At 63.8% G+C, this 19,213-nt stretch carries 16 protein-coding genes; 7 read left to right on the top strand and 9 right to left on the bottom strand.

The features are described from left to right. Window positions 1–69 precede the first annotated feature (69 nt). The 6 genes from nirB to THIMADRAFT_RS21780 all read right to left on the bottom strand — a co-directional run bounded on the left by nirB (window position 70) and on the right by THIMADRAFT_RS21780 (window position 8,549). Window positions 70–2,508 carry a nitrite reductase large subunit NirB gene (gene nirB, locus THIMADRAFT_RS21805; RefSeq protein ID WP_007195289.1) on the bottom strand — a complete coding sequence of 813 codons (2,439 nt, stop codon included), beginning with the start codon at window positions 2,506–2,508 and terminating at the stop codon, window positions 70–72. Window positions 2,509–2,563: 55 nt separating this feature from the next. Beyond that, on the bottom strand, window positions 2,564–3,913 hold the full coding sequence (locus THIMADRAFT_RS21800; protein ID WP_007195288.1) for a CmpA/NrtA family ABC transporter substrate-binding protein: 1,350 nt from the start codon (window positions 3,911–3,913) through the stop codon (window positions 2,564–2,566). Window positions 3,914–3,927: 14 nt separating this feature from the next. After that, on the bottom strand, window positions 3,928–4,773 hold the full coding sequence (locus THIMADRAFT_RS21795; protein WP_007195287.1) for an ABC transporter ATP-binding protein: 846 nt from the start codon (window positions 4,771–4,773) through the stop codon (window positions 3,928–3,930). Between the two features lie 52 nt (window positions 4,774–4,825). After that, entirely contained in the window at window positions 4,826–5,857 is a 1,032-nt protein-coding gene (locus THIMADRAFT_RS21790; RefSeq protein ID WP_007195286.1) for an ABC transporter permease subunit, read from the bottom strand. A gap of 72 nt (window positions 5,858–5,929) precedes the next feature. Continuing rightward, complete coding sequence (locus THIMADRAFT_RS21785; RefSeq protein WP_007195285.1) at window positions 5,930–7,336, bottom strand: CmpA/NrtA family ABC transporter substrate-binding protein; 1,407 nt, start codon at window positions 7,334–7,336, stop codon at window positions 5,930–5,932. A gap of 631 nt (window positions 7,337–7,967) precedes the next feature. Continuing rightward, complete coding sequence (locus tag THIMADRAFT_RS21780) at window positions 7,968–8,549, bottom strand: ANTAR domain-containing response regulator (RefSeq protein WP_007195284.1); 582 nt, start codon at window positions 8,547–8,549, stop codon at window positions 7,968–7,970. A gap of 212 nt (window positions 8,550–8,761) precedes the next feature. Between THIMADRAFT_RS21780 and THIMADRAFT_RS21775 the strand changes: the two genes are divergently transcribed. From THIMADRAFT_RS21775 to THIMADRAFT_RS21745, 7 genes are all read left to right on the top strand, one after another. After that, the gene (locus THIMADRAFT_RS21775; protein ID WP_007195283.1) at window positions 8,762–9,040 is read left to right on the top strand and encodes a chaperone NapD; all 279 of its coding nucleotides are present in this window, start codon (window positions 8,762–8,764) and stop codon (window positions 9,038–9,040) included. A gap of 62 nt (window positions 9,041–9,102) precedes the next feature. Further along, window positions 9,103–11,850, top strand: coding sequence for a nitrate reductase catalytic subunit NapA (gene napA / locus THIMADRAFT_RS21770; RefSeq protein ID WP_040733652.1), 2,748 nt, complete (start codon window positions 9,103–9,105; stop codon window positions 11,848–11,850). 93 nt (window positions 11,851–11,943) lie between these two features. Beyond that, window positions 11,944–12,711 carry a ferredoxin-type protein NapG gene (gene napG / locus THIMADRAFT_RS21765; protein WP_007195281.1) on the top strand — a complete coding sequence of 256 codons (768 nt, stop codon included), beginning with the start codon at window positions 11,944–11,946 and terminating at the stop codon, window positions 12,709–12,711. 307 nt (window positions 12,712–13,018) lie between these two features. After that, complete coding sequence (napH, locus tag THIMADRAFT_RS21760) at window positions 13,019–13,906, top strand: quinol dehydrogenase ferredoxin subunit NapH (RefSeq protein ID WP_233490325.1); 888 nt, start codon at window positions 13,019–13,021, stop codon at window positions 13,904–13,906. After that, window positions 13,903–14,376 (top strand): nitrate reductase cytochrome c-type subunit, encoded by a 474-nt coding sequence (locus tag THIMADRAFT_RS25055; RefSeq protein WP_007195279.1) that lies wholly within the window; start codon window positions 13,903–13,905, stop codon window positions 14,374–14,376. The genes napH and THIMADRAFT_RS25055 overlap by 4 nt, the downstream gene beginning before the upstream one ends. Before the next feature lie 147 nt (window positions 14,377–14,523). Beyond that, window positions 14,524–15,006: a Crp/Fnr family transcriptional regulator gene (locus THIMADRAFT_RS21750; RefSeq protein ID WP_007195278.1), complete on the top strand. Its 483-nt coding sequence runs from the start codon at window positions 14,524–14,526 to the stop codon at window positions 15,004–15,006. Further along, window positions 15,003–15,746 (top strand): response regulator, encoded by a 744-nt coding sequence (locus tag THIMADRAFT_RS21745; RefSeq protein ID WP_007195277.1) that lies wholly within the window; start codon window positions 15,003–15,005, stop codon window positions 15,744–15,746. Before THIMADRAFT_RS21750 ends, THIMADRAFT_RS21745 begins: the two co-directional genes overlap by 4 nt. 172 nt (window positions 15,747–15,918) lie before the next feature. On the opposite strand, the gene THIMADRAFT_RS21740 is transcribed toward THIMADRAFT_RS21745, so the two are convergent. The 3 genes from THIMADRAFT_RS21740 to THIMADRAFT_RS21730 form a co-directional block, all read right to left on the bottom strand. Beyond that, on the bottom strand, window positions 15,919–18,213 hold the full coding sequence (locus THIMADRAFT_RS21740; RefSeq protein WP_007195276.1) for a hybrid sensor histidine kinase/response regulator: 2,295 nt from the start codon (window positions 18,211–18,213) through the stop codon (window positions 15,919–15,921). Window positions 18,214–18,357: 144 nt separating this feature from the next. Further along, a complete protein-coding gene (locus tag THIMADRAFT_RS21735) occupies window positions 18,358–18,756 on the bottom strand; it encodes a type II toxin-antitoxin system VapC family toxin (RefSeq protein WP_007195275.1) in 399 nt (132 codons plus the stop codon). Then, a complete protein-coding gene (locus THIMADRAFT_RS21730) occupies window positions 18,756–19,004 on the bottom strand; it encodes a hypothetical protein (RefSeq protein WP_007195274.1) in 249 nt (82 codons plus the stop codon). The genes THIMADRAFT_RS21735 and THIMADRAFT_RS21730 overlap by 1 nt, the downstream gene beginning before the upstream one ends. Window positions 19,005–19,213: the final 209 nt, after the last annotated feature.

Below are 19,213 nucleotides of genomic sequence, written 5' to 3'. Positions count from 1 at the left end.
CCAACCTCCGCAGCTTGCCTTTAACCCTTAGCCTTTAACCCTTAGCCTTTAACCCTTGACCTGTAACCTTCACCCATTCACCTGCTTCAAAGCCGTGAACTCATGCGCCTCGGCGCCGGCCGCGCGTTCCTTCCAGGGATCGACCTGGGCCTGCGCTTGCGACTCCAGGAAGCGTTTGTAGAAGGCGCGGCGTCCGATCTCGTCCTCGACGATGCGTTTCTTGATGTAGGCGAGGCCGACCCGCTCGACCCACGGCGCGGTGCGCTCCAGATAGCGTGCCTCTTCGCGATAGAGCTGCATGAAGGCGCCGCAGTATTCCTTGACCTGCTCGGGTGTGGTGACCCGGCAGAGGACATCGGTCGCGCGGACCTTCACGCCGCCGTTGCCGCCGATGTGCAGCTCCCAGCCGGATTCGATGGCGACGACGCCGAAGTCCTTGATGGTGGCCTCCGCACAGTTGCGCGGGCAGCCCGAGACGGCGAGCTTGAACTTGTGCGGTGTCCAGGAGCCCCAGGTGAGCTCCTCCAGCTCGATGCCCATCTTGGTCGAGTCCTGCACGCCGAATCGGCACCACTGGGATCCCACACAGGTTTTGACCGTGCGCATCGATTTGCCGTAGGCGTGGCCCGAGACGAAACCGGCGTCGGTCAGGTCTTTCCAGATGTGCGGCAGCTGCTCTTTGGTCAGGCCCAGAAGATCGATGCGTTGGCCACCCGTGATCTTGACCGAGCGCACGGCATACTTTTCGGCCGCCTCGGCGATGGCGCGCAGCTGAGCCGGCGAGGTCTCGCCGCCGAAGATGCGCGGGATGACCGAATAGGTCCCGTCCTTCTGGATGTTGGCGTGGACACGCTCGTTGACGAAGCGCGACTGGCTGTCGTCGATCGCCTCCGCCGGCCAGGTGGAGATGAGGTAATAGTTGAGCGCGGGCCGGCAGACGTGGCAGCCGTCGGGACGGCGCCAGTCGAGCTTCTCGAAGCAGTCGCTCAGGCTCGTGAGGTGTTGCTCGCGGATTGCCGCGCGGACCTGATCATGGCTGTAGTCGGTGCATGTGCAGATGGGTTTGGCCTCGGGGGTGGAGTAGTCGCTCCCGAGCGTGCTCGCCAGGATCTGCTCCACCAGACCGGTGCAGGACCCGCACGAGGCCGCCGCCTTGGTGTGCAGCTTCACGTCTTCGAGCGTGAAGAGACCCTTGCTCGTGATCGCTTTGACGATCTCGCCCTTGCACACGCCGTTGCAGTCGCAGACCTGCATCTCGTCGGTCATGAGCGCGGCTTGGGTCTGACCGCCGTGGCCGGAGTCCCCGAGATGGGCCTGCCCGAAGAGGAGATCCTCGCGTATCTCCGAGATGTCGGTCCCTTCGCGCATCAACTGGAAGAACCAGGCCCCGTCGATCGTGTCCCCGTAGAGCACTGCGCCGGCGAGCCGGTTCTCTCGGATCACCAGCTTCTTGTAGATGCCCGCGCCCGGATCCTGGAAGAGGATCTCCTCGCAGCCGTCCCCGCCCTGATACTGACCGGCCGAGAAGAGATCGATGCCGGTGACCTTGAGCTTGGTCGAGGTCACGGAGCCATGGTAGCGCCCGTAGCCGAGCTTGGCGAGATGATTGGCGCAGACCTTGGCCTGCTCGAAGAGCGGCGCGACCAAGCCGTAGCAGTGGCCGCGGTGCTGCACGCACTCGCCGATCGCGTAGATGCGGGCGTCGTAGGTCAACATGGTGTCGTCGACCACGATTCCGCGCTCGCAATGGATCCCGGCGTTCTGGGCGAGCGCCATGTTCGGGCGGATGCCGACCGCCATCACCACCAGATCGGTCGCGATCTCGCTGCCGTCGGCGAAGCGGACCGATTCGACCCGGTCGCGACCTTGGATCGCCGCGGTTTGGGCCTCCATGAGAAAGGTCAGCCCGCGTTGCTCCAACGACGCCTTCAGGAGCGCCGCGGCAGGCTTATCGAGCTGCCGCTCCATCAGGGTGTCGAGCAGGTGCACGACGGTCACCTCCATGCCCTGCTGCTGCAACCCGTAAGCGGCCTCGAGTCCGAGCAGTCCGCCGCCGATGACGATGGCGCGCTTGAAGCCGCGCGCGGTCTCGATCATCGCCTCGACATCCGCGATGTCGCGGTAGCCCAGGACGCCCGGCAGATCGGCCCCGGGTACCGGGATGATGAAGGGGTTGGACCCGGTCGCCAGGACCAGCCGGTCGTACGGCACCTCCAGACCGGAGCGGCTGCGCACCAGCCGCTTGCGGCGGTCGATGTGCTCGACCGGATCGCCGGTGTGGAGTGTGATCCCATGCTCCGCGTACCAGTCGCGGCTGTTTAAGATGATCTCGTCGATCGTCTTCTCCCCGGAGAGCACCGGCGAGAGGAGGATGCGGTTGTAGTTCGGATGCGGCTCGGCGCCGAAGACCGTGATCTCGTAGAGGTCCGGCTCCAGCTTCAGCAGCTCCTCGATGGTGCGCATCCCGGCCATGCCGTTGCCCACCAGGACCAAGCGTTCTTTGTTCATCGTGTTTGGTTCTCCGCGTCGGGAATCCGTGTGTCGGGGCGCATTGCCGCCGGCCTCAGAGCGTCGCCGTCTCGGCCGGGCCGCCGTTCGCCGCCGCCAGCGCCTCGAGCGAGCAGGCGCGCTGCTGAACATCGAAACCGGCGATGTACCCGACCGGATCGGCGGGATCGAAGGTCGATCCGTCGAAGAAGCGATCCGGCCCCATCGCCAACGGGATGGTGGCCTCTTCGAGCATCCAGCCGCGCGCGTGCAGACCCTCGCGCTTGTGGTCGAGGGCGGGGGAGGCGAGACCCAGGGCATCGGCCGCCTCGCGATAGAGGTCCGGCCGATAGACCTCCGCAGCGACGGCGGCCAGGTCGAGCGGCTTCTCGATCTGGCCCCAACGCACCATCTGGGTCAGGAACCAGAGCGCGTGGGAGCGCCAGGGATAGGTCGCCGCGAAGCGGAAGAAGACGTTGAAATCGGGCATCGCGACCGGTGCCTCGTCGAGCGCATAGCGGAAGGTGCCGGTCATGGACTGACGCACGATCTCGACCGGCGCGTTGATATAGCGACTCGGCGCGATCAGCTCGGCGACGCTCGGGCGATTCTCGGGCGCATCGGTCCAGCGCGCCGCGTCCAACAGGGCCATGAGCAGGGCGCGGTGTGTATTCGGATACTGCTCGGCCCACTCGAGATTGACCCCGAAGACCTTCTCGGGGTTGTTGTTCCAGAGCTCGTAGTTGGTGATGAGGACACGCCCCAGACCCTCGGCGACGGCGACCGAATTCCAAGGCTCGCCGACACAGAAGCCGTCGATGTTGCCGGCGCGCAGCTGGGTCACCATCTGCGGCGGCGGGACCACCAGCAGCCGCACGTCGGTGTCCGGATCGATCCCGGCGGCGCCCATCCAATAGCGCAGCTCGTAAGCATGGGTCGAAACCGGGAAGACCACCGCAAAGGTCAACGGCTTGCCGCCTTGGGCACGCCGCTCCTCGATCACCTGCCTCAAGGCCACCGCCGAGTAAGGCCGATGGTTCATGGCGCCCGGATCCAGCTCGCGCATCCGCTCGTAGAGCGCCTGCGAGACCGTGATGGCGTTGCCGTTCAGATCCAGGCTCAGCGCCGTGACGGTCGGTTTTTCGACCGGACCGATGCCGAGCGTGCTCGCGATCGGCATGGGTGCGAGCATGTGGGCGCCATCCAGGATGCCGATGCTGACCTTGTCGCGGACGTTGGCCCACGAGGTCTCCTTGGAGAGCTCCACGTCCAGGCCGTACTTCTCGAAGAAGCCGCGCTCTTTGGCGATGACCAGCGGCGCGCAGTCCGTCAGCGGGATAAAGCCGAGCGTCAGGCGTGTCTTTTCCAGTCCGTCGCGCCCGCCGGCGTGGGCGCTGCGTCTGAGCCAATCGGGGATGATGCTCATGGATGTGTGCTCCCTTAACCGTTCGCCGCGAGGCGCAGTGTCGGACGCTCGCGCGCCGCCCGGGCGGACTGCCCGACCGCGGGCGCGTGGCGCTCGTGGAGGAACTTCACGACCTCGGCGCGGTAGTGGTGATAGGTCGGATCCTCGGCGAGCGCCAGTCGGTCGCGGGGGCGCAGCAGATCGACCTCCAGGATCCGCCCGACGGTCGCTGAAGGACCGTTGGTCATCATCACGATGCGGTCGGAGAGCAGCACGGCCTCGTCGACGTCGTGGGTGATCAGGATGACGGTGTTGTTGAGCCGTGCCTGAATCTCCAGCAGCGAGTCCTGCATGTGAGTGCGCGTGAGCGAGTCCAGCGCGCCGAAAGGCTCGTCCATCAACAGGACCTTAGGCTCCATGGCCAGTGCGCGGGCGATGCCGACGCGCTGTTTCATCCCGCCCGAGATCTCTGCGGGGCGGCGCTCCAACGCATGGCCCATATGCACCAGATCCAGGTTGTGCAGGGTCCACTCATGCCGTTCCTTGCGGCTCTTGCTGCGGCCGAACACCTGGTCGACGGCCAGGCGGACGTTGTCGTAGACGCTCAGCCAGGGCAGCAGGGAGTGCTGCTGAAAGACGACGGCGCGGTCCGGCCCCGGCGACTTCACCTCGCGCTCTTCAAGGAGCACGCCGCCGACGCTCGCTTCGAGCAGCCCGGCGACGATGTTCAGCACGGTCGATTTGCCGCAGCCCGAATGGCCGATAAGCGAGACGACCTCGCCCTGGGCGATGTCGAGCTTGATGTCCTTCAGGACCTCGAGCGGTCCCTTCGGCGTCGGGAAGGTGATCCCGACCCGATCGATGCTCAGATAGGCAGACATGTCTTGGATCCTCGTGCGACGGTCGTGGGGGCGGAGCAATCGGCAGGTCTTGTCATCGCAGCACCGCCGTCTTGTCCCAGGAGACGCGGCGCTGGAGCATCAGCATGCCGCGGTCGAGCGCGAAGCCGATGAAGCCGATCACGAGCACGGCGACCATGATCCGCGCCAGCGAGTTGGAGCTGCCGTTTTGGAACTCGTCCCAGACGAACTTCCCGAGGCCGGGGTTCTGGGCCAACATCTCCGCGGCGATCAGCACCATCCAGCCGATCCCGAGGCTCAGCCGCAGACCCGTGAAGATCATCGGCAAGGCCGAGGGCAGGATGATCTTGACCGTTTGCTTGAACCAAGACAGCCGCAGAACGCGGCTGACGTTCATCAGGTCACGATCGACCGTCGCGACCCCGACGGTCGTGTTGATCACCGTGGGCCAGAGACAGCACAGGGTCACCGTCATCGCCGAGATGATGAACGACTTGGCAAGGAGCGGGTCGTCGGTCACATAGACGGCGCTGACGATGATGGTGACAAGCGGCAGCCAGGCGAGCGGCGAGACCGGTTTGAAGATCTGGATCAAGGGGTTGACCGCCGCATAGACCGCCGCGCTCATCCCGCAGAGGATGCCGAGCGGGATCGCGATCAAGGATGCGAGCAGGAAGCCGACCATGACCGTCACCAGACTGGTCCAGATCTGGCTGAAGAAGGTCGGCGCACCCGTGTAGCCGCGGGCTCGGATCTTGGCGATCTCCTCATCCGAGGCACCCCTTGCGATGGCACGTTCAGCGCGCTGCTCGACGCGTTCGTCGAAGGCGGCCTCGCGGGCGCGCTCCTCGCGGTGCTCATCCCAGAGCGCTACGGATTGGGCCCAGACCTGAGTCGGCCCGGGCAACTGGCCGAGCGAGGTCTGGATCTGCGAGGCCGCGGCAGCCCAAAGCATCAGAAAGAGGCCGATCCCGACCGCAGGCAGCAACAGATGGCGGGTCAAGCCGCCGGCGGCGCGCTCGGCACCGTCTCCGGCGAGCCAGTCCATAGCCCGCGCGAGCCAGGGCAAGTCGTAGGTCTTCGCGGTGACGTCGATGTTCGACATGGTGTTCTCCGGATTCGATGGGCTCGCGTCCGGCTTGGGGCTCTCCCGTCGCCGGACGCTTCAGGCCGTGCGTTACAACTGCTTGTCGCCCTTCAGCCCGATCGAGAACTGCTCCAGATAGGCGTTCGGACGGGTGCCGTCGTAGTCGATGCCGTCGATGAATCCGGTCTGTGTCGGTTTGAATCCGGTCTCGGTGTCGAAGTCCGGGAAGTCGGACGCCTCCATCAGACCGTCGGCGATCAATGATTCGGCAGCCAGGCGGTAGAGATCGGGCCGATAGACCTGCTTGGCCGTCTCCATGTACCAGTCGTCGGACTTGGGCTCGGCGATCTGACCCCAGCGGCGCATCTGGGTGAGATACCAGACGGCATCCGAGTAGTAGGGGTAGCTCGCGTTGTGGCGGAAGAAGACGTTGAAGTCCGGGACATCGCGGCTGTCGCCCTTCTCGTACTCGAAGGTGCCGGTCATGGAGGCGGCGATCACCGCCTCGTCCGCGCCGACATAGTTCGGCCGCGAGAGGATCTTGACCGCCTCGGCGCGGTTGGCATTGTCGTTCTCGTCGAGCCACTTGGCGGCCCGAAGCATCGCCTTGACGATCCGCACGGCCGTGTTGGGGTTGGCCTCGACGAACGCGGCGGTCATGCCGAAAACCTTCTCGGGGTTGTACGGCCAGATCTCATGGTCGGTGATCACGGGGACGCCGATCCCCATGAAGACCGCCTGCTGGTTCCAGGGCTCGCCGACGCAGTAGCCGTCGATGGTGCCGGACTCCATGGTGGCGGGCATCTGCGGGGGCGGGGTCACCGAGAGCAACACGTCGGCGTCGATCTGCCCGTCGGTGTCGTTCTTATGGGGTGCGTAGTAGCCGGGGTTCAGCCCGCCGGCGGCGAGCCAGTAGCGCAGCTCGTAGTTGTGTGTCGAGACCGGGAAGACCATGCCCATCTTGAAGGGTTTGCCCGCGGCCTTGAAGCTCTCCACGACGGGCTTGAGCGCATCGGCCTTGATCGGATGCTCCGGACGGCCGTCGGCCATCTTCGGCACGTGCGGCTTCATCTGCTCCCACACGGCGTTCGAGACGGTGATGGCGTTCCCGTTCAGATCCATGCTGAGCGGTGTGACGATCGGCGCTTCGGTCCCGAAGCCGATGGTCGCGGCCAAGGGCTGGCCGGCCAGCATGTGGGCGCCGTCGAGCTGGCCGTCGATGACGCGATCGAGCAGCACCTTCCAATTGGCCTGGGCCTCCAGAGTGACGAAGAGGTCTTCGTCCTCGAAAAAGCCCTTCTCGTAGGCGATAGCGAGCGGCGCCATATCGGTGAGCTTGATGAAGCCGAGCTTGAGATCCTCTTTCTCGGGCGGGCCGAGCGCCTCCGCCGATGCGCGGGCCGCCAGGCTCAGCATGAGCGCGGCGATGCCGGCCGCGGCAAGGCGCGTCGGCAGGACGCCGCGGGTCTGATGTTCGGGTCTGTCTTGATTGCGCATGTTGACCTCTGTCGGTAGCAAGGCATGAAACGGAAACCGGAAAACGAAAAAAGGCGTCCACCAAGCAACGCTGAGCGCTGCACGATGGACGCCTTTGTCCGGTGGCACGGCCGCCATGACCATGCCGAAACTGTTTTTGGATCCGACGACCGGGTGTCGCGACCGCACGTGGGCCCACTCGGTCGAAACGAGACGTCGCTGTTGCCTACAGGCTCCGAGGGACGTCGTCTGTCTGGATCACGATCTTCCGATCCGCCCGCCGTTGGGTGATCGTCAGTGATGTTACGCAGAATCGATGCCAAAACGCCAGGAGGCCGTTGCATCGATCAATTCGAAAGTTCGAGCTAATTGATTTAAAAAAGAGTTTTGCTGGCTGGTCGAGTAAGGTTGTCGTCAGCACCGGCGATTCAATAGACGCGTGTTGCCGTTCAGGACCGGCCATCCTCGGTGCAGAGCGCCCTCCCGCGCACCAAAACGAACGGCCCAAAGCGCTGCTCCGATGACTTCTGTCTCACGCAGCGCAAGAATTCCATATTTTATCAATGATTTAAACCGCGTAACGCCGACGCGTCAGGCGCCCGCAAGGCCGAAACCAAATCCCGAAGTACCCCGGCACCCCCCTAAACGCGGTTTAAGGCTCGAACAACTCGGACGCCGAAATCACGCTTTCGGCAATCTCGGCCAACCTCTTGTTCTTACGCATCGCCAGCCGCCGCATCGCCTGGAAGGCCGCGTCCTCTGACAACCCCTGCTGCTTCATGATGATTCCCTTGGCACGCTCGATGAGCTTGCGCTCCGCCAGCTTGCCTCGAGTCTCGAGAAGCTCCTTCTCAAGTGCCTGAAACTGGCTGAAACGCGCCATCGCCGCCTCGACGATGGGGCGGACGCGCCGCCGCTCGATTCCGTCGACGACATAGGCGCTGACACCGGCCTCGATCGCGCGTCGGATGCTCTCGTTGGCGTCGTCCTGCGTGAACATCACCATGGGGCGAGGTTGATGCGCCTGAACGGTGCGGAGGTTCTCCAGGGTATCCCGGCTCGGCGAGTCGATATCGATCAGCACCACGTCAGGCGCGAAACGCACCACCGCACTCAGGAGCCCCTCGTCCGGATCCACACAGGCCACCACGTCGAACCCCTCCGCACTCAAGGCCGGTCCGAGCACCTCGCGCCGGTCAGGACGCGCGTCCACAAGCATGATTCGGATCGACATCGGGGACTACTCCGAGAAAAAACCAACACTCGAGCGACCGTTGGCCTAGAGATCAGCAGATGCAAACAACGAGCCAGACTCAACTCGGCTCGGCGAAGCCTTGGCAGGCTCGGATCATTCGCTGGCGATTCTTGATGAGAATCAAGGTTTCTCGTCAGCTGCGGCGCTAGCGTCCGGACAGTCAAAACCAAACCGAGCCCGGAAACCCACCGATGAATCTCTCAGGCATCCTGGTCGTCGTCCCGCCCGCCCGAGTCGAGGACGCAACGCGAGCGCTCAATGTGTTGCCCGGCGTCGAGGTCCATCACGTGGAGCCTGCGACCGGGCGGATCGTGGTCGTACAGGAGGCCGAGACGGTCGAAGGGGAGGTCGCCGCACTCTGCCGCATCAAGGCATTACCCGGCGTGATGCTGGCCGAGATGGTCTACCACGTCTTCGACGAAACACCGCCGGAACGGGATGCGATCCCTGCGGAGATGGCCGAATCCTAAACCGCATCCTTACCCGACTTGAGCGGGTGAGCGATCAAGAAATAGAACGAGATCGAGGAGGAATGATGGAGCTTAGCCGCCGTACCTTTTTGAAATCTGGCGTTGCAGCCGCGACGGCCATTTCCGTCGGAATCCCGATCAGCCGCATCGCCGCCGTGGCGGCGGCCGAGACCGAGCAGGACTGGCGCTGGGATAAAGGCGTCTGCCGCTTCTGCGGCGTGGGTTGCGGGATCATGATCGCGACCCAAGACGGCAAGATCGTCGCGACCAAGGGCGATCCAGACGCCCCGGTCAATCGCGGTCTGAACTGTGTGAAGGGTTATTTCAACGGCAAGATCCTCTACGGCAAGGATCGCCTGACGCAGCCCTTGATGCGGATGACCGACGGCCGGTTCGACAAGAAGGGCAAGTTCACGCCGGTGACCTGGGATCAGGCCTTCGACGAGATGGCGATCCAGTTCAAGAAGGCCTACGAGGAAAAAGGTCCGACCGGGATCGGCGTCATCGGCTCCGGCCAATGGTTGATCCAGGAAGGCTATGCGATGACCAAGCTGATGAAGGCCGGTTTTCGCAGCAACAACATCGATCCGAATGCGCGCAATTGCATGGCCTCGGCGGTGGCGGCATTCATGCAGGTCTTCGGCATCGACGAGCCGCCCGGCAACTACGACGACATCGAATACACGGATACGGCCGTTGCCTGGGGCGCGAATATGGCCGAGGCCCATCCGGTCCTCTGGCAACGTGTGATCGACCGCCGCCTAAGTCATCCCGAGATGAAGGTCGTCAATATCACGACCTTTCGAAACATGACATCGGAAGGATCGGATCTCGAGATCATCATCAAACCGAACACCGACACGGCACTGCTGAACTACCTTGCGCGCGAGATCATCCAACGCGATGCCGTGAATCAAGCCTTCGTCGATGCGCACTGTGTCTTTTGCGCCGGGCCCACAGACATCGGTTACGGGATGCGTGCGACCGATAAGTTCGCGTTCGAAGCCGAGAAGGATATCCAGGCGCGCGAGGTCGAGGTGACACTGACGCGGGACGAGGCGATCGGGCTCGGACTGGATCCCGAGCAGGTGCACACGATCGCACAGAGCAATACCGCGACCGCGGGAAAACACTGGCTGGTCGGCTTCGATGACTTCAAGACCGGGGTCGAGCCCTATACCCTGGATTTTGTCGCCGAGCTGGCCAAGGGCGACTCCGAAGAATCTTTGGATGCCTTCAAGGCCAAGCTCGTGCGTCTGGCGGATCTCTACGCCGACCCGAAGCGCAAGCTGGTCAGTTTCTGGACCATGGGCTTCAATCAGCATGTGCGCGGAACCTGGGTCAACGAGCAGATCTACAGTGTGCATCTCTTGTTGGGGAAGATCGCCGAGCCCGGCAACAGCCCCTTCTCCCTGACCGGCCAGCCCTCCGCCTGCGGCACCGCGCGCGAGGTCGGCACCTTCAGTCACCGTTTGCCGGCCGACATGGTCGTGAACATCCCCAAGCATCGAGACATCACCGAGCAGACTTGGAAGCTGCCGCCCAAGACGCTCAACCCGAAACCCGGGAGCCACATCACCAAGATCATGCGTGATCTGGAAGACGGCTCCATCTCGTGGATCTGGGTGCAGGTCAATAATCCGTTCCAGCATGTCGCCAATGCCAACCATTGGCTGAAGGCGGCACGCGAGCAGGACAACTTCATCGTCGTCTCCGATGCCTATCCGAGCATCTCGGCCAAGGTCGCCGATCTGATCCTGCCCGTCGCCATGATCTTCGAGAAATGGGGCGGCTACGGTAACGCCGAGCGACGCACGCAGGTCTGGCGCGAGCAGGTGCCGCCGCCCGGGGACGCGCGCAGTGATCTGTGGCAGATCCTCGAGTTTTCCAAACGTCTTACCCTGGCGGAGGTCTGGAAGGAGCAGGCCATTCCCGGTCTCGAGGACGAGGGATTCGAAGAGGGAAAACTCCCCGACGTGATGTCGGCGGCGCAGGAGATGGGTTATCGACCCGAGATGACCTTATATGAAGCGCTCTTCGAGACACCGGAGAACAAGGCGTTTGCCTGGCCCGATCCGGTCGCCAAAGGACACGACAATCACACGGTCAAGCATCTCGGTGTGGATTGGTTTGTGGAAAAGGCGCTGTTCGAAGAGTACGCCGCCTTCGGGCGCGGTCATCACCACGACCTCGCGCCCTTCGATGTCTATTATCAAGACGATGTGCGGGGGCTGCGGTGGCCCGTCGTCGACGGTAAAGAGACGCCGTGGCGCTTCAACGCCAAATACGACCCCTATGTGAAGAACGGGGAGATCGAGTTCTACGGCGGCGCGATGAAGGAGCTGGTGACCGGTAATTTGACGGGTCCAACGACGCAGGAGAAGACCAAATTCCCCGGCAAGGCGAAGATCTTCTTCAGACCCTATGCCGCGCCGGTCGAATCACCCGACGGAAACTACGACCTCTGGCTCTGCACCGGGCGACTGCTCGAACACTGGCATACCGGCACCATGACGCGACGCGTCCCCGAGCTGCATCGGGCCATGCCGGCGGCGGTCCTGGACATGAACGAGAAGGATGCCGAGGAGCGCGGTCTGAAAAGTCAGGATGCGGTCTGGATCGAGTCCCGGCGTGGCAAGATCAAGGCGGTGATCGAGACGACAGGCCGAAATCGTCCGCCGCGAGGCTATAGCTTCATGGCCTTCTTCGACGAATCGGTGTTCGTCAATAAGCTCTGTATCGACGCCACCTGTCCGATCTCCAAGGAGGAGGATTTCAAGAAGACCGCGATCAAGATCTATAAGGTGTAGGTCGGCCTCCTCGGCTTCTTCGACGGTGCTCGGGTGCGATGTACGCATCCGAGCGAGCCGAGCGCTTTCATCACGTCCGGCGACTCACCGACCATGACAACGCGGCGCGGTTTTATACAGAAGAGCATCCAGGGCGCAGCCGTCGCCACGAGCGGCGGTATGCTCTGGTCGTATCTCGTCATTCAGAACGCCCGCGCCGAGCCATTGGCCCTGCGTCCGCCCGGTGCGCTTCCGGATGCGGACTTCAATGCGCTCTGCATCAAATGCGGACGTTGCGCCGTCGCCTGTCCATACGACACCTTGAAGCTCGCTGCCTTGGCCGACCGCGCTCCGCTGGGCACACCCTATTTCGAGCCGCGGGAGATCCCTTGCTACCTGTGTCACGACATTCCCTGCAAGGTGGCTTGCCCGACCGGTGCGCTCTCACCGACCCTCGACGAGGTGATGGATTCGCGGATGGGTCTTGCCTTTATCGACACCGAACACTGTCTCTCCTGGCAAGGCTTGCGTTGCGAGATCTGCTATCGGGTCTGCCCGCTCCGGGACAAGGCCATTCATGTCGAAACCCGACGGCGTGAGTTGAGCAAGCACGCGATGCTTCTGCCCATGGTCCTCAGCGAAGGCTGCACGGGCTGCGGCATCTGCGAAAACGCCTGTCCGACTGAGATCGCGGCCATCAAGGTGCTTCCCGCCGAGTTGATTCAAGGCAAGATCGGCGACCACTTCAGGATGGGATGGAAGCAGGCAGAAGGCGCGATGTCCGGTCCCGATGCAGGCGAAACCCGGAAGGGACGACTGGATTCCGCACCGGAGCAGGGTCAGGTGCCCGGGCTGGATTATCTGAATCAGGCGGAGTTTTAGATGGCGAGGAATCGGCAGGCAACGCCGGCCTTGCCCGTCACTGCGGCGATCGCGGCGCGTGGCGCAGAGCGCCACGGGGCATGCGTGACACCGCAGAGCAGGTGTCATGAGCTAGAGCCACTGAAGCGCCGGCGCAGGGCTAGATGGACTTCGCTCGCGCTCGTCCACCCTAACCGCCGGTCTTTCGAGCACTGCCGCAAAACGCGCTACCAGATTCGCCGCGACGCGCCTACGTTTCTCGTGACACCGCTCCGGCGGTGTCATGCATCCCTTGGCGCTCCGCGCCACGCCTCGGTCCTGCAATCCGATGATTAAGGCCACGACAACTCGCCTCTGGAGTTGGCGCTATTTGATTCTGCGTCGGATCGTTCAGATCGGCGTCTTGCTGCTGTTCTTCGGGACGCTGCACTGGGGCTGGTCCTTGTTCGGTCTCCCCGTGTTGAGCGGAAACCTCAGTGCATCCGAGGTCCTCGGTCAAGTGACGCTCGCCGATCCATTCGCAACGCTCCAGATCCTGCTGACCGGACACGTCCTTCAATCCGAGGTGCTCTTGGGTGCAGCGCTGGTCTTGGGCGTTTTCCTCATCTTAGGGGGAAGGGTCTGGTGCTCTTGGGTCTGTCCGGTAAATCCGGTCACCGACTTCGCGGGCTTTCTGCATCGCAAGACCTGGCGCAAGAACCTCTTCGCGCTTCCACGTCACCTGCGTTACACGGTGCTGGCACTCGCACTCCTGCTGTCGGTCTTGATCGGGCTACCGGCATTTGAATGGGTCAGCCCGATCGGTGCCATGCATCGGGAGATGATCTTCGGCTTGGGGTTGGGCTGGACCGCATTGGTCGGTCTCTTTTTATTCGACTGGCTTGTCGTGAAGCACGGTTGGTGCGGCCACCTCTGTCCACTCGGCGCCTTCTATTCGGCGGTCGGGCGCTATACGGCCCAGGTCAGGGTCAAATTCGATCAAGCCAGCTGCAACGGTTGCGGGAAATGCCAAGCGATCTGCCCGGAGCCGCAGGTCTTGAACCTCAAAAGGCTCGCGCAGGATGGTCAGGTCCTTTCGGGGGAATGTACGAATTGCGCGCGTTGTATCCCGATCTGCCCGGAGGAGAGCCTGGCATTCGGTTGGCGCTTAAGCACGCCGGTTTCCGGCTCCGCTCCGGTGCGGCATCCGCTCATCACGAAGGAGGATCACCCATGACCATGCTTCCCCGTTCCATCACGCTCGTCGTCGGGGTCGTTCTGGCCGGCAGCTTTGCCCTTGCACAAGACCTGTCTTGGATCGACGACGATCTTGGCGGGACCGTCTTCGATTCCCCCGACCCGGTGAGCTTCGAGTATCTTTCGATCGATCCCGAGGATGCCGACTCGACCCTGCCGACCGCGTTCGAGGATGCGCCGCCCTTGATCCCGCACAGCATCGAGGAATCCGGCCTGATTACGCTGAAGAACAACAAGTGCCTGAAATGTCACCACGACCAGGATCTCTGGGATCAGGACAAGGACGCGGACGAACCCTCCCCGATGCCGGAGAGTCATTACGTGAGCCTGCGCAGCGATCCGGGTACGGTCGAGAAAAAGATCATCGGGACTCGCTATTTCTGTACCCAGTGCCATGTCCCGCAGACCGAGGCGAATCTGCTGGTCGGAAATGATTTCGACGCGCCTTGACCGCACCCCGGCGTGCCTCGCCGACGGGGCACATCCCGATCCGACGCGCTAAACTCACGGGACCTTCATCAGCGTGCGCACCTGCTGCGCTCGCGGACGATGACTGCACGTTGTCCTTTGTGTCGGAGAGAAACGGGAGATCGGTCGATGAATCAGATGGATCGGGTGGCAATACTGCGCAGCTCGGTGCTCGGCACCGAGCTGGACGAGACGGAAGCGTCGATTCTGGCGGAGCGCATGGGGCTCGTCAGGCTGACCAACGGTGAATTACTGGTGTCGGAGGACGAGCAGCGGCGCACCTTGTTTCTGTTGGCGGAGGGGCGTCTGTGCGTGTGCAAGACGGTCGGCGGGGTCGAGGAGTCTCTGTATCGGATGCGGCCGGGCGAATGTGCCGGCACCCGCGCCTTCGTCGACGGCTCCGCCCGCAAGGCGGCCTTGCGATCGGAGGACGAGAGCAGCGTGCTGACCCTGGAGCCCGATGATTTCGAGGCATTGGTCGAGACCCATCCGCGGTTGGTCTACAAGGTCATGCGCGCGATCTTCCGCATCACCCACACGAACCTGATGCGGGTCAACCTCGAGCGCAACGAGCTCGCGAACTACATGCACAAGACCGGCGGGCGCTATTGATTCAGGTCCTCATCGTCGACGATGACCGGGACATCCGGGATCTTGTCGCGCACGAGGTCCGTCAACAGGGTTGGGACGTTCTGCAGGCCGGCAGCGACTCGGAGCTGACTGAGCTGTTGCGGCAGCACACGCCCGACATCATCCTGCTCGACATCCGCCTGCCCGATCAGGATGGCTTGACGATCGCGCGTCGCCTGCGCGCGGCCTCGACGATCCCGATCATCATGCTCACCGGCATGGGCTCGGACGTAGACCGGATCGTCGGGCTGGAGATCGGCGCCGACGACTATGTGGTCAAGCCATTCAATCCGCGCGAGTTGATCGCACGTATCAAGGCCGTGCTGCGACGCACATCCGCAGGTGCGACGATGCCCGCGCAGACTCCATCCACCCGGCACGATTGCAGGCATTTCGCCGGCTGGATGCTGGACCTCTCCGCGCGTCTCTTGACCGACCCGGACGGCAACCCGGTGTCCCTGACCAATGCCGAGTTTCTACTGCTCGAGGCCTTCCTCGATGCACCGCGCCGGGTCTTAAGCCGCGAGCATCTCCTCGAGCGCACCCATGCGTTCGAGGCCGATGTGTTCGACCGTACCATCGACGTCCTCATCATGCGCCTGCGCCGTAAGATCGAGTCCAACAGCCACGCCCCGCGGCTGATCCGAACCGAGCGCGGAGCAGGCTATGTCTTCGATGCCGATGTGGAGCAGACGGGGCAGCGCATTCCTGTTCCTGATTAGAAAGAATCGTCCGGCAGGCTCACGGAATAAGCCACCGATCGGCGCAGACTGCTCCCTGATCCACCATCGGACGGAGCCTTACGTGGCCATGAATCGAACCCGCTGGTCTCCGGCTGCCCCAACGGGGCTCACCACGCGAGCCCGGGGCAACGCCCCGGGAGCACGACTGAGTTTACTCGCTATCGAGCGCCTGCCGGATCGCGTGCGCCAGATGCGCCCGACCGACCGGCTTGCGCAGCAGCTCGGCGGATGGGTCCTTGATTTCGCGGGCCTCGCCGGACGTAAACACGATCGCCAGGTCGGGCCGGCGCGAGCGCGCCTCGCGGGCCAGGGTGACCCCGTCCCAAGGTGCCGGCATCGCGATATCCGTGTAGAGCAGGCGGATCGCGGGCTCGTGCTCCAGCAGATCCAAGGCCGTCGAGCCGTCGCCGGCGGTCAGGACGCGATAACCGAGACCGCGGAGGTAATCGGCCGTGGTCGCCAGCACATCCACGTCGTCCTCGACCGCCAGCACGCACTCGCCGTGGCCCTGCGGTGGATTCGCGTCCCGGGCGGGTTCTGCGATGTGCTCGGATACGGTCGCTGACGGCTCGGCGACCGGAAGCCGTATGCGCACGGTCGTGCCTTCCCCGACGCGGCTTTCGATCCGCATCTCGCCCCCGGACTGGCGGGCGAAGCCATACACCATGCTGAGCCCGAGTCCGCTGCCCTTGCCGGGTGCCTTGGTGGTGAAGAAGGGCTCGCAGACGCGCTCGAGGACGTCCGCGGGGATGCCGCGACCCGTATCCGCGACCGCGACCTCGACGGCATCGTCACCGGCAGCTGCGGTCGTGACGCTGATCCGACCGTCGCCGTCCAAGGCATCGCGGGCGTTGATGACCAGATTCATGAGCGCGTTCTCGAGCTGTCCGGGGTCGACCCGCACCGGGGGCAGGTCCGGCGCGAGCACGGCACGCAGCTCGTGACCCTCCGCGACGCTCACCTCGAGCAGATCCAGCATCCCGCCGACCAAAGCGTTGATGTCCACGACCTCGGGCGCGAGTCGTTGGCGCCGGGAGAAGGCGAGCAATCGCTCCACCTGGCGCACCGCGCGATCCGTCGCACCCATCGCTCGCTGCCAACGCTCGCGAAGTATGGTGTCCTCTCCCGGCTTCGGCTCGAGGTAGATCAGATTGCCGAGGATGGCGGCGAGGATGTTGTTGAAGTCATGGGCGATACCGCCGGTGAGCTGCCCGACCAGCTCCATCTTCTGGGCCTGGCGCAGCTGCCCCTCCACCGTCTCCATGCGAAAGGCGTTGTCCTTGAAGACGTTGAAGACCCGGGCCAGGTCGCCGATCTCGTCGCGCCGATCCATCGCCGGTACCCGGGCATCGCGCTCGCCGCCGGCGAGGCGTTGCATCGCACGGGTGACCGCACGCAGGTTCAGGCTGATGTCGCGTACCAGGAACCGGTAGGAGATGAGCGTCGCGAGCAGCACCACCGCGATGCTGACGGCGACGAAGATCAGTGTATTGGTCAGCAGGGTGTCGCCCATGGCGTCCGCGGCCCGGGCGATGGTCTCGCTGGCCGAGTGCACCAGTGCATCCACTCGCGTCTTGAGCGCTGCGGCGATACCGCGGCTCGCGGTCACCAGGGACTCCGCGCCCTCGATGGTCGCGATCTCCTGCTCGCGCAGTCGGAAGATGCCGTCGGTGCGAAGTTGGACCTCCAGGTCGGCGATCGCCTGTGCCAGCTCCGGGCGCAGTCCCGACGGAATCCTCGGGAGCAGGTCCGTGAGCTGACCGCGGGTGCGCTCGAAGGAGCCACGGAACACCCGTACCTGGTCGAGGCTCGGCGATTCGGCCGCGAGCAGCAGGTCGCTGAAGGCCGAGCCCGCCAACCGCTCAGCATCCAACAGGGGTCCCTGGGCACCGGCCGCGCGGCGAAAGAGTCCCGGGTCGACGTCCGTATCCCGTCCCACGACATCGCTCACCAGCAGGATCGACGGCCCCAGGATCTGCTGCACGCGCTCGCGCAGGGCCAGCAGTCGATCGCGTTGGTTTTGCAGGGCGACACCCAGGGTTGCCTGTTGCTCCAGCGTCAGGGCCAGATCACGCAGGTTCGCCGCCAGCTCGGGTGCCAGCCGGGCGATGTCCGCGACCCCGTCGCTGCCGGCCGGATGCAGGTCGCGCAGCCGCTCGGTCTCGCTGGCCAGGGAGCGCAGGTCACGGTTGATCAGAGCGGTCTGGCGTTGACGCGCCTCGGCGTCCTTCGCGGCCAGCAGCGCAGGCGCGCGATCCTCCAGCCGCTCGCCGACACGCGCCAGCACCAAGGCCGCGTTGGACGCCGGCAGCTCGCGCTCCATGACCGTCGCCACCCCGGCACGGGCTTCCAGCAGCGCCATCAGGGCGATGGCGCTCGCGAGCGTGATCGCCAGGGCCGCGAGGCCCAGGATCAGCAGCAGACGTGCTTGGATGCCGGAGAACATCGCGGTGGGTGCAGGGCGTGAAAAAACAGAGAAAAAGGGCTGGATAGGGGAGCGCTGATATCCCGGGATCGCCGACGTGCAGTCGGCTTCTTGCGCTCGCCGGGCGACCAGCGGATCGAGCTCAACTCGATGATTCCGTGTCCCTCACCCGATCCAATCCTCCAGGGCCAGCAGTGGGACGCGGGAAAACTCATCCGTGTTGTGGGTGACGAGAACCAATCCCCGCGCACGTGCGATCGCGGCGATCTGCAGGTCATATGGCCCGATCGGCGTCCCTTTCTTGGCGAGGTAGGCGCGAATATCCCCGAAATACTGCGCAGCGTTGCTGGTGAACGGCAGACTGGGCAACCAGGAAAGCAGAATCAGCAGGCGTTGGCGGTTTTCATCGGGCCGGGCGCTTTTGGCGACACCAAACCAAAGCTCCGCCTCGACAGGGACGCATATCCGCAGCTCGGCGAGGCCGGCCTCGCGTACCCGGGTTACGACGTTCGCATTGTTCTTCATCAAAGCGATGACTGTGTTGGTATCGAGCAGGTAAGCCATTAGTCCAGTGAATCCCGCGGCGCATCGATGCCAAGGTCGGCATCGTCGATGTCGTCCGGGAAGTCATTGCCGAGGGTGCCGGCGACGGCGGCCAAGAAGGATTCGGTTTCCTTGGATGAGCGCGTCTGCAGAACCTGTTCCTTCCCGCAGCGATTCTCCAATTGCTGAATAAAGGCCAGGGCTTCCCGAGCAGCGGATTCCGGCAGCCTCAGGCTGTGCTCGTAAATGGCTTCCGGTAATGTCGGCATCGTTGGCTTCCTCCTCCGCCGTCGTGCGCTAAATGTTCAGTCTACGGTCGTTTTCGATTTCAGTCGATCGAATGGCTGCAGCTCGATCATTCATGGTGAATCCCTCGCCGAAGCCACCGCCAACCATCTGTAGTCTACTGCAACGCTCCCGGTCAACAAGGGATCGGGGTAGGGCAGATCCCTTCCGACCGGGGCCGCCCCGGCGAAGC

The organism is Thiocapsa marina 5811, from assembly GCF_000223985.1.
GTDB lineage: Bacteria > Pseudomonadota > Gammaproteobacteria > Chromatiales > Chromatiaceae > Thiocapsa > Thiocapsa marina.
Note: the sequence above shows the minus strand (reverse complement) of the source record. Positions and strands in the feature narration are given on the sequence as shown.

Excerpts from the sequence above, each read along its gene's own strand:
- nirB (WP_007195289.1), bottom strand. The coding sequence starts at position 2,508 with ATGAACAAAGAACGCTTGGTCCTGGTGGGCAACGGCATGGCCGGGATG.
- THIMADRAFT_RS21800 (WP_007195288.1), bottom strand. The coding sequence starts at position 3,913 with ATGAGCATCATCCCCGATTGGCTCAGACGCAGCGCCCACGCCGGCGGG.
- THIMADRAFT_RS21795 (WP_007195287.1), bottom strand. The coding sequence starts at position 4,773 with ATGTCTGCCTATCTGAGCATCGATCGGGTCGGGATCACCTTCCCGACG.
- THIMADRAFT_RS21790 (WP_007195286.1), bottom strand. The coding sequence starts at position 5,857 with ATGTCGAACATCGACGTCACCGCGAAGACCTACGACTTGCCCTGGCTC.
- THIMADRAFT_RS21785 (WP_007195285.1), bottom strand. The coding sequence starts at position 7,336 with ATGCGCAATCAAGACAGACCCGAACATCAGACCCGCGGCGTCCTGCCG.
- THIMADRAFT_RS21780 (WP_007195284.1), bottom strand. The coding sequence starts at position 8,549 with ATGTCGATCCGAATCATGCTTGTGGACGCGCGTCCTGACCGGCGCGAG.
- THIMADRAFT_RS21775 (WP_007195283.1), top strand. The coding sequence starts at position 8,762 with ATGAATCTCTCAGGCATCCTGGTCGTCGTCCCGCCCGCCCGAGTCGAG.
- napA (WP_040733652.1), top strand. The coding sequence starts at position 9,103 with ATGATGGAGCTTAGCCGCCGTACCTTTTTGAAATCTGGCGTTGCAGCC.
- napG (WP_007195281.1), top strand. The coding sequence starts at position 11,944 with ATGACAACGCGGCGCGGTTTTATACAGAAGAGCATCCAGGGCGCAGCC.
- napH (WP_233490325.1), top strand. The coding sequence starts at position 13,019 with ATGATTAAGGCCACGACAACTCGCCTCTGGAGTTGGCGCTATTTGATT.
- THIMADRAFT_RS25055 (WP_007195279.1), top strand. The coding sequence starts at position 13,903 with ATGACCATGCTTCCCCGTTCCATCACGCTCGTCGTCGGGGTCGTTCTG.
- THIMADRAFT_RS21750 (WP_007195278.1), top strand. The coding sequence starts at position 14,524 with ATGAATCAGATGGATCGGGTGGCAATACTGCGCAGCTCGGTGCTCGGC.
- THIMADRAFT_RS21740 (WP_007195276.1), bottom strand. The coding sequence starts at position 18,213 with ATGTTCTCCGGCATCCAAGCACGTCTGCTGCTGATCCTGGGCCTCGCG.
- THIMADRAFT_RS21735 (WP_007195275.1), bottom strand. The coding sequence starts at position 18,756 with ATGGCTTACCTGCTCGATACCAACACAGTCATCGCTTTGATGAAGAAC.
- THIMADRAFT_RS21730 (WP_007195274.1), bottom strand. The coding sequence starts at position 19,004 with ATGCCGACATTACCGGAAGCCATTTACGAGCACAGCCTGAGGCTGCCG.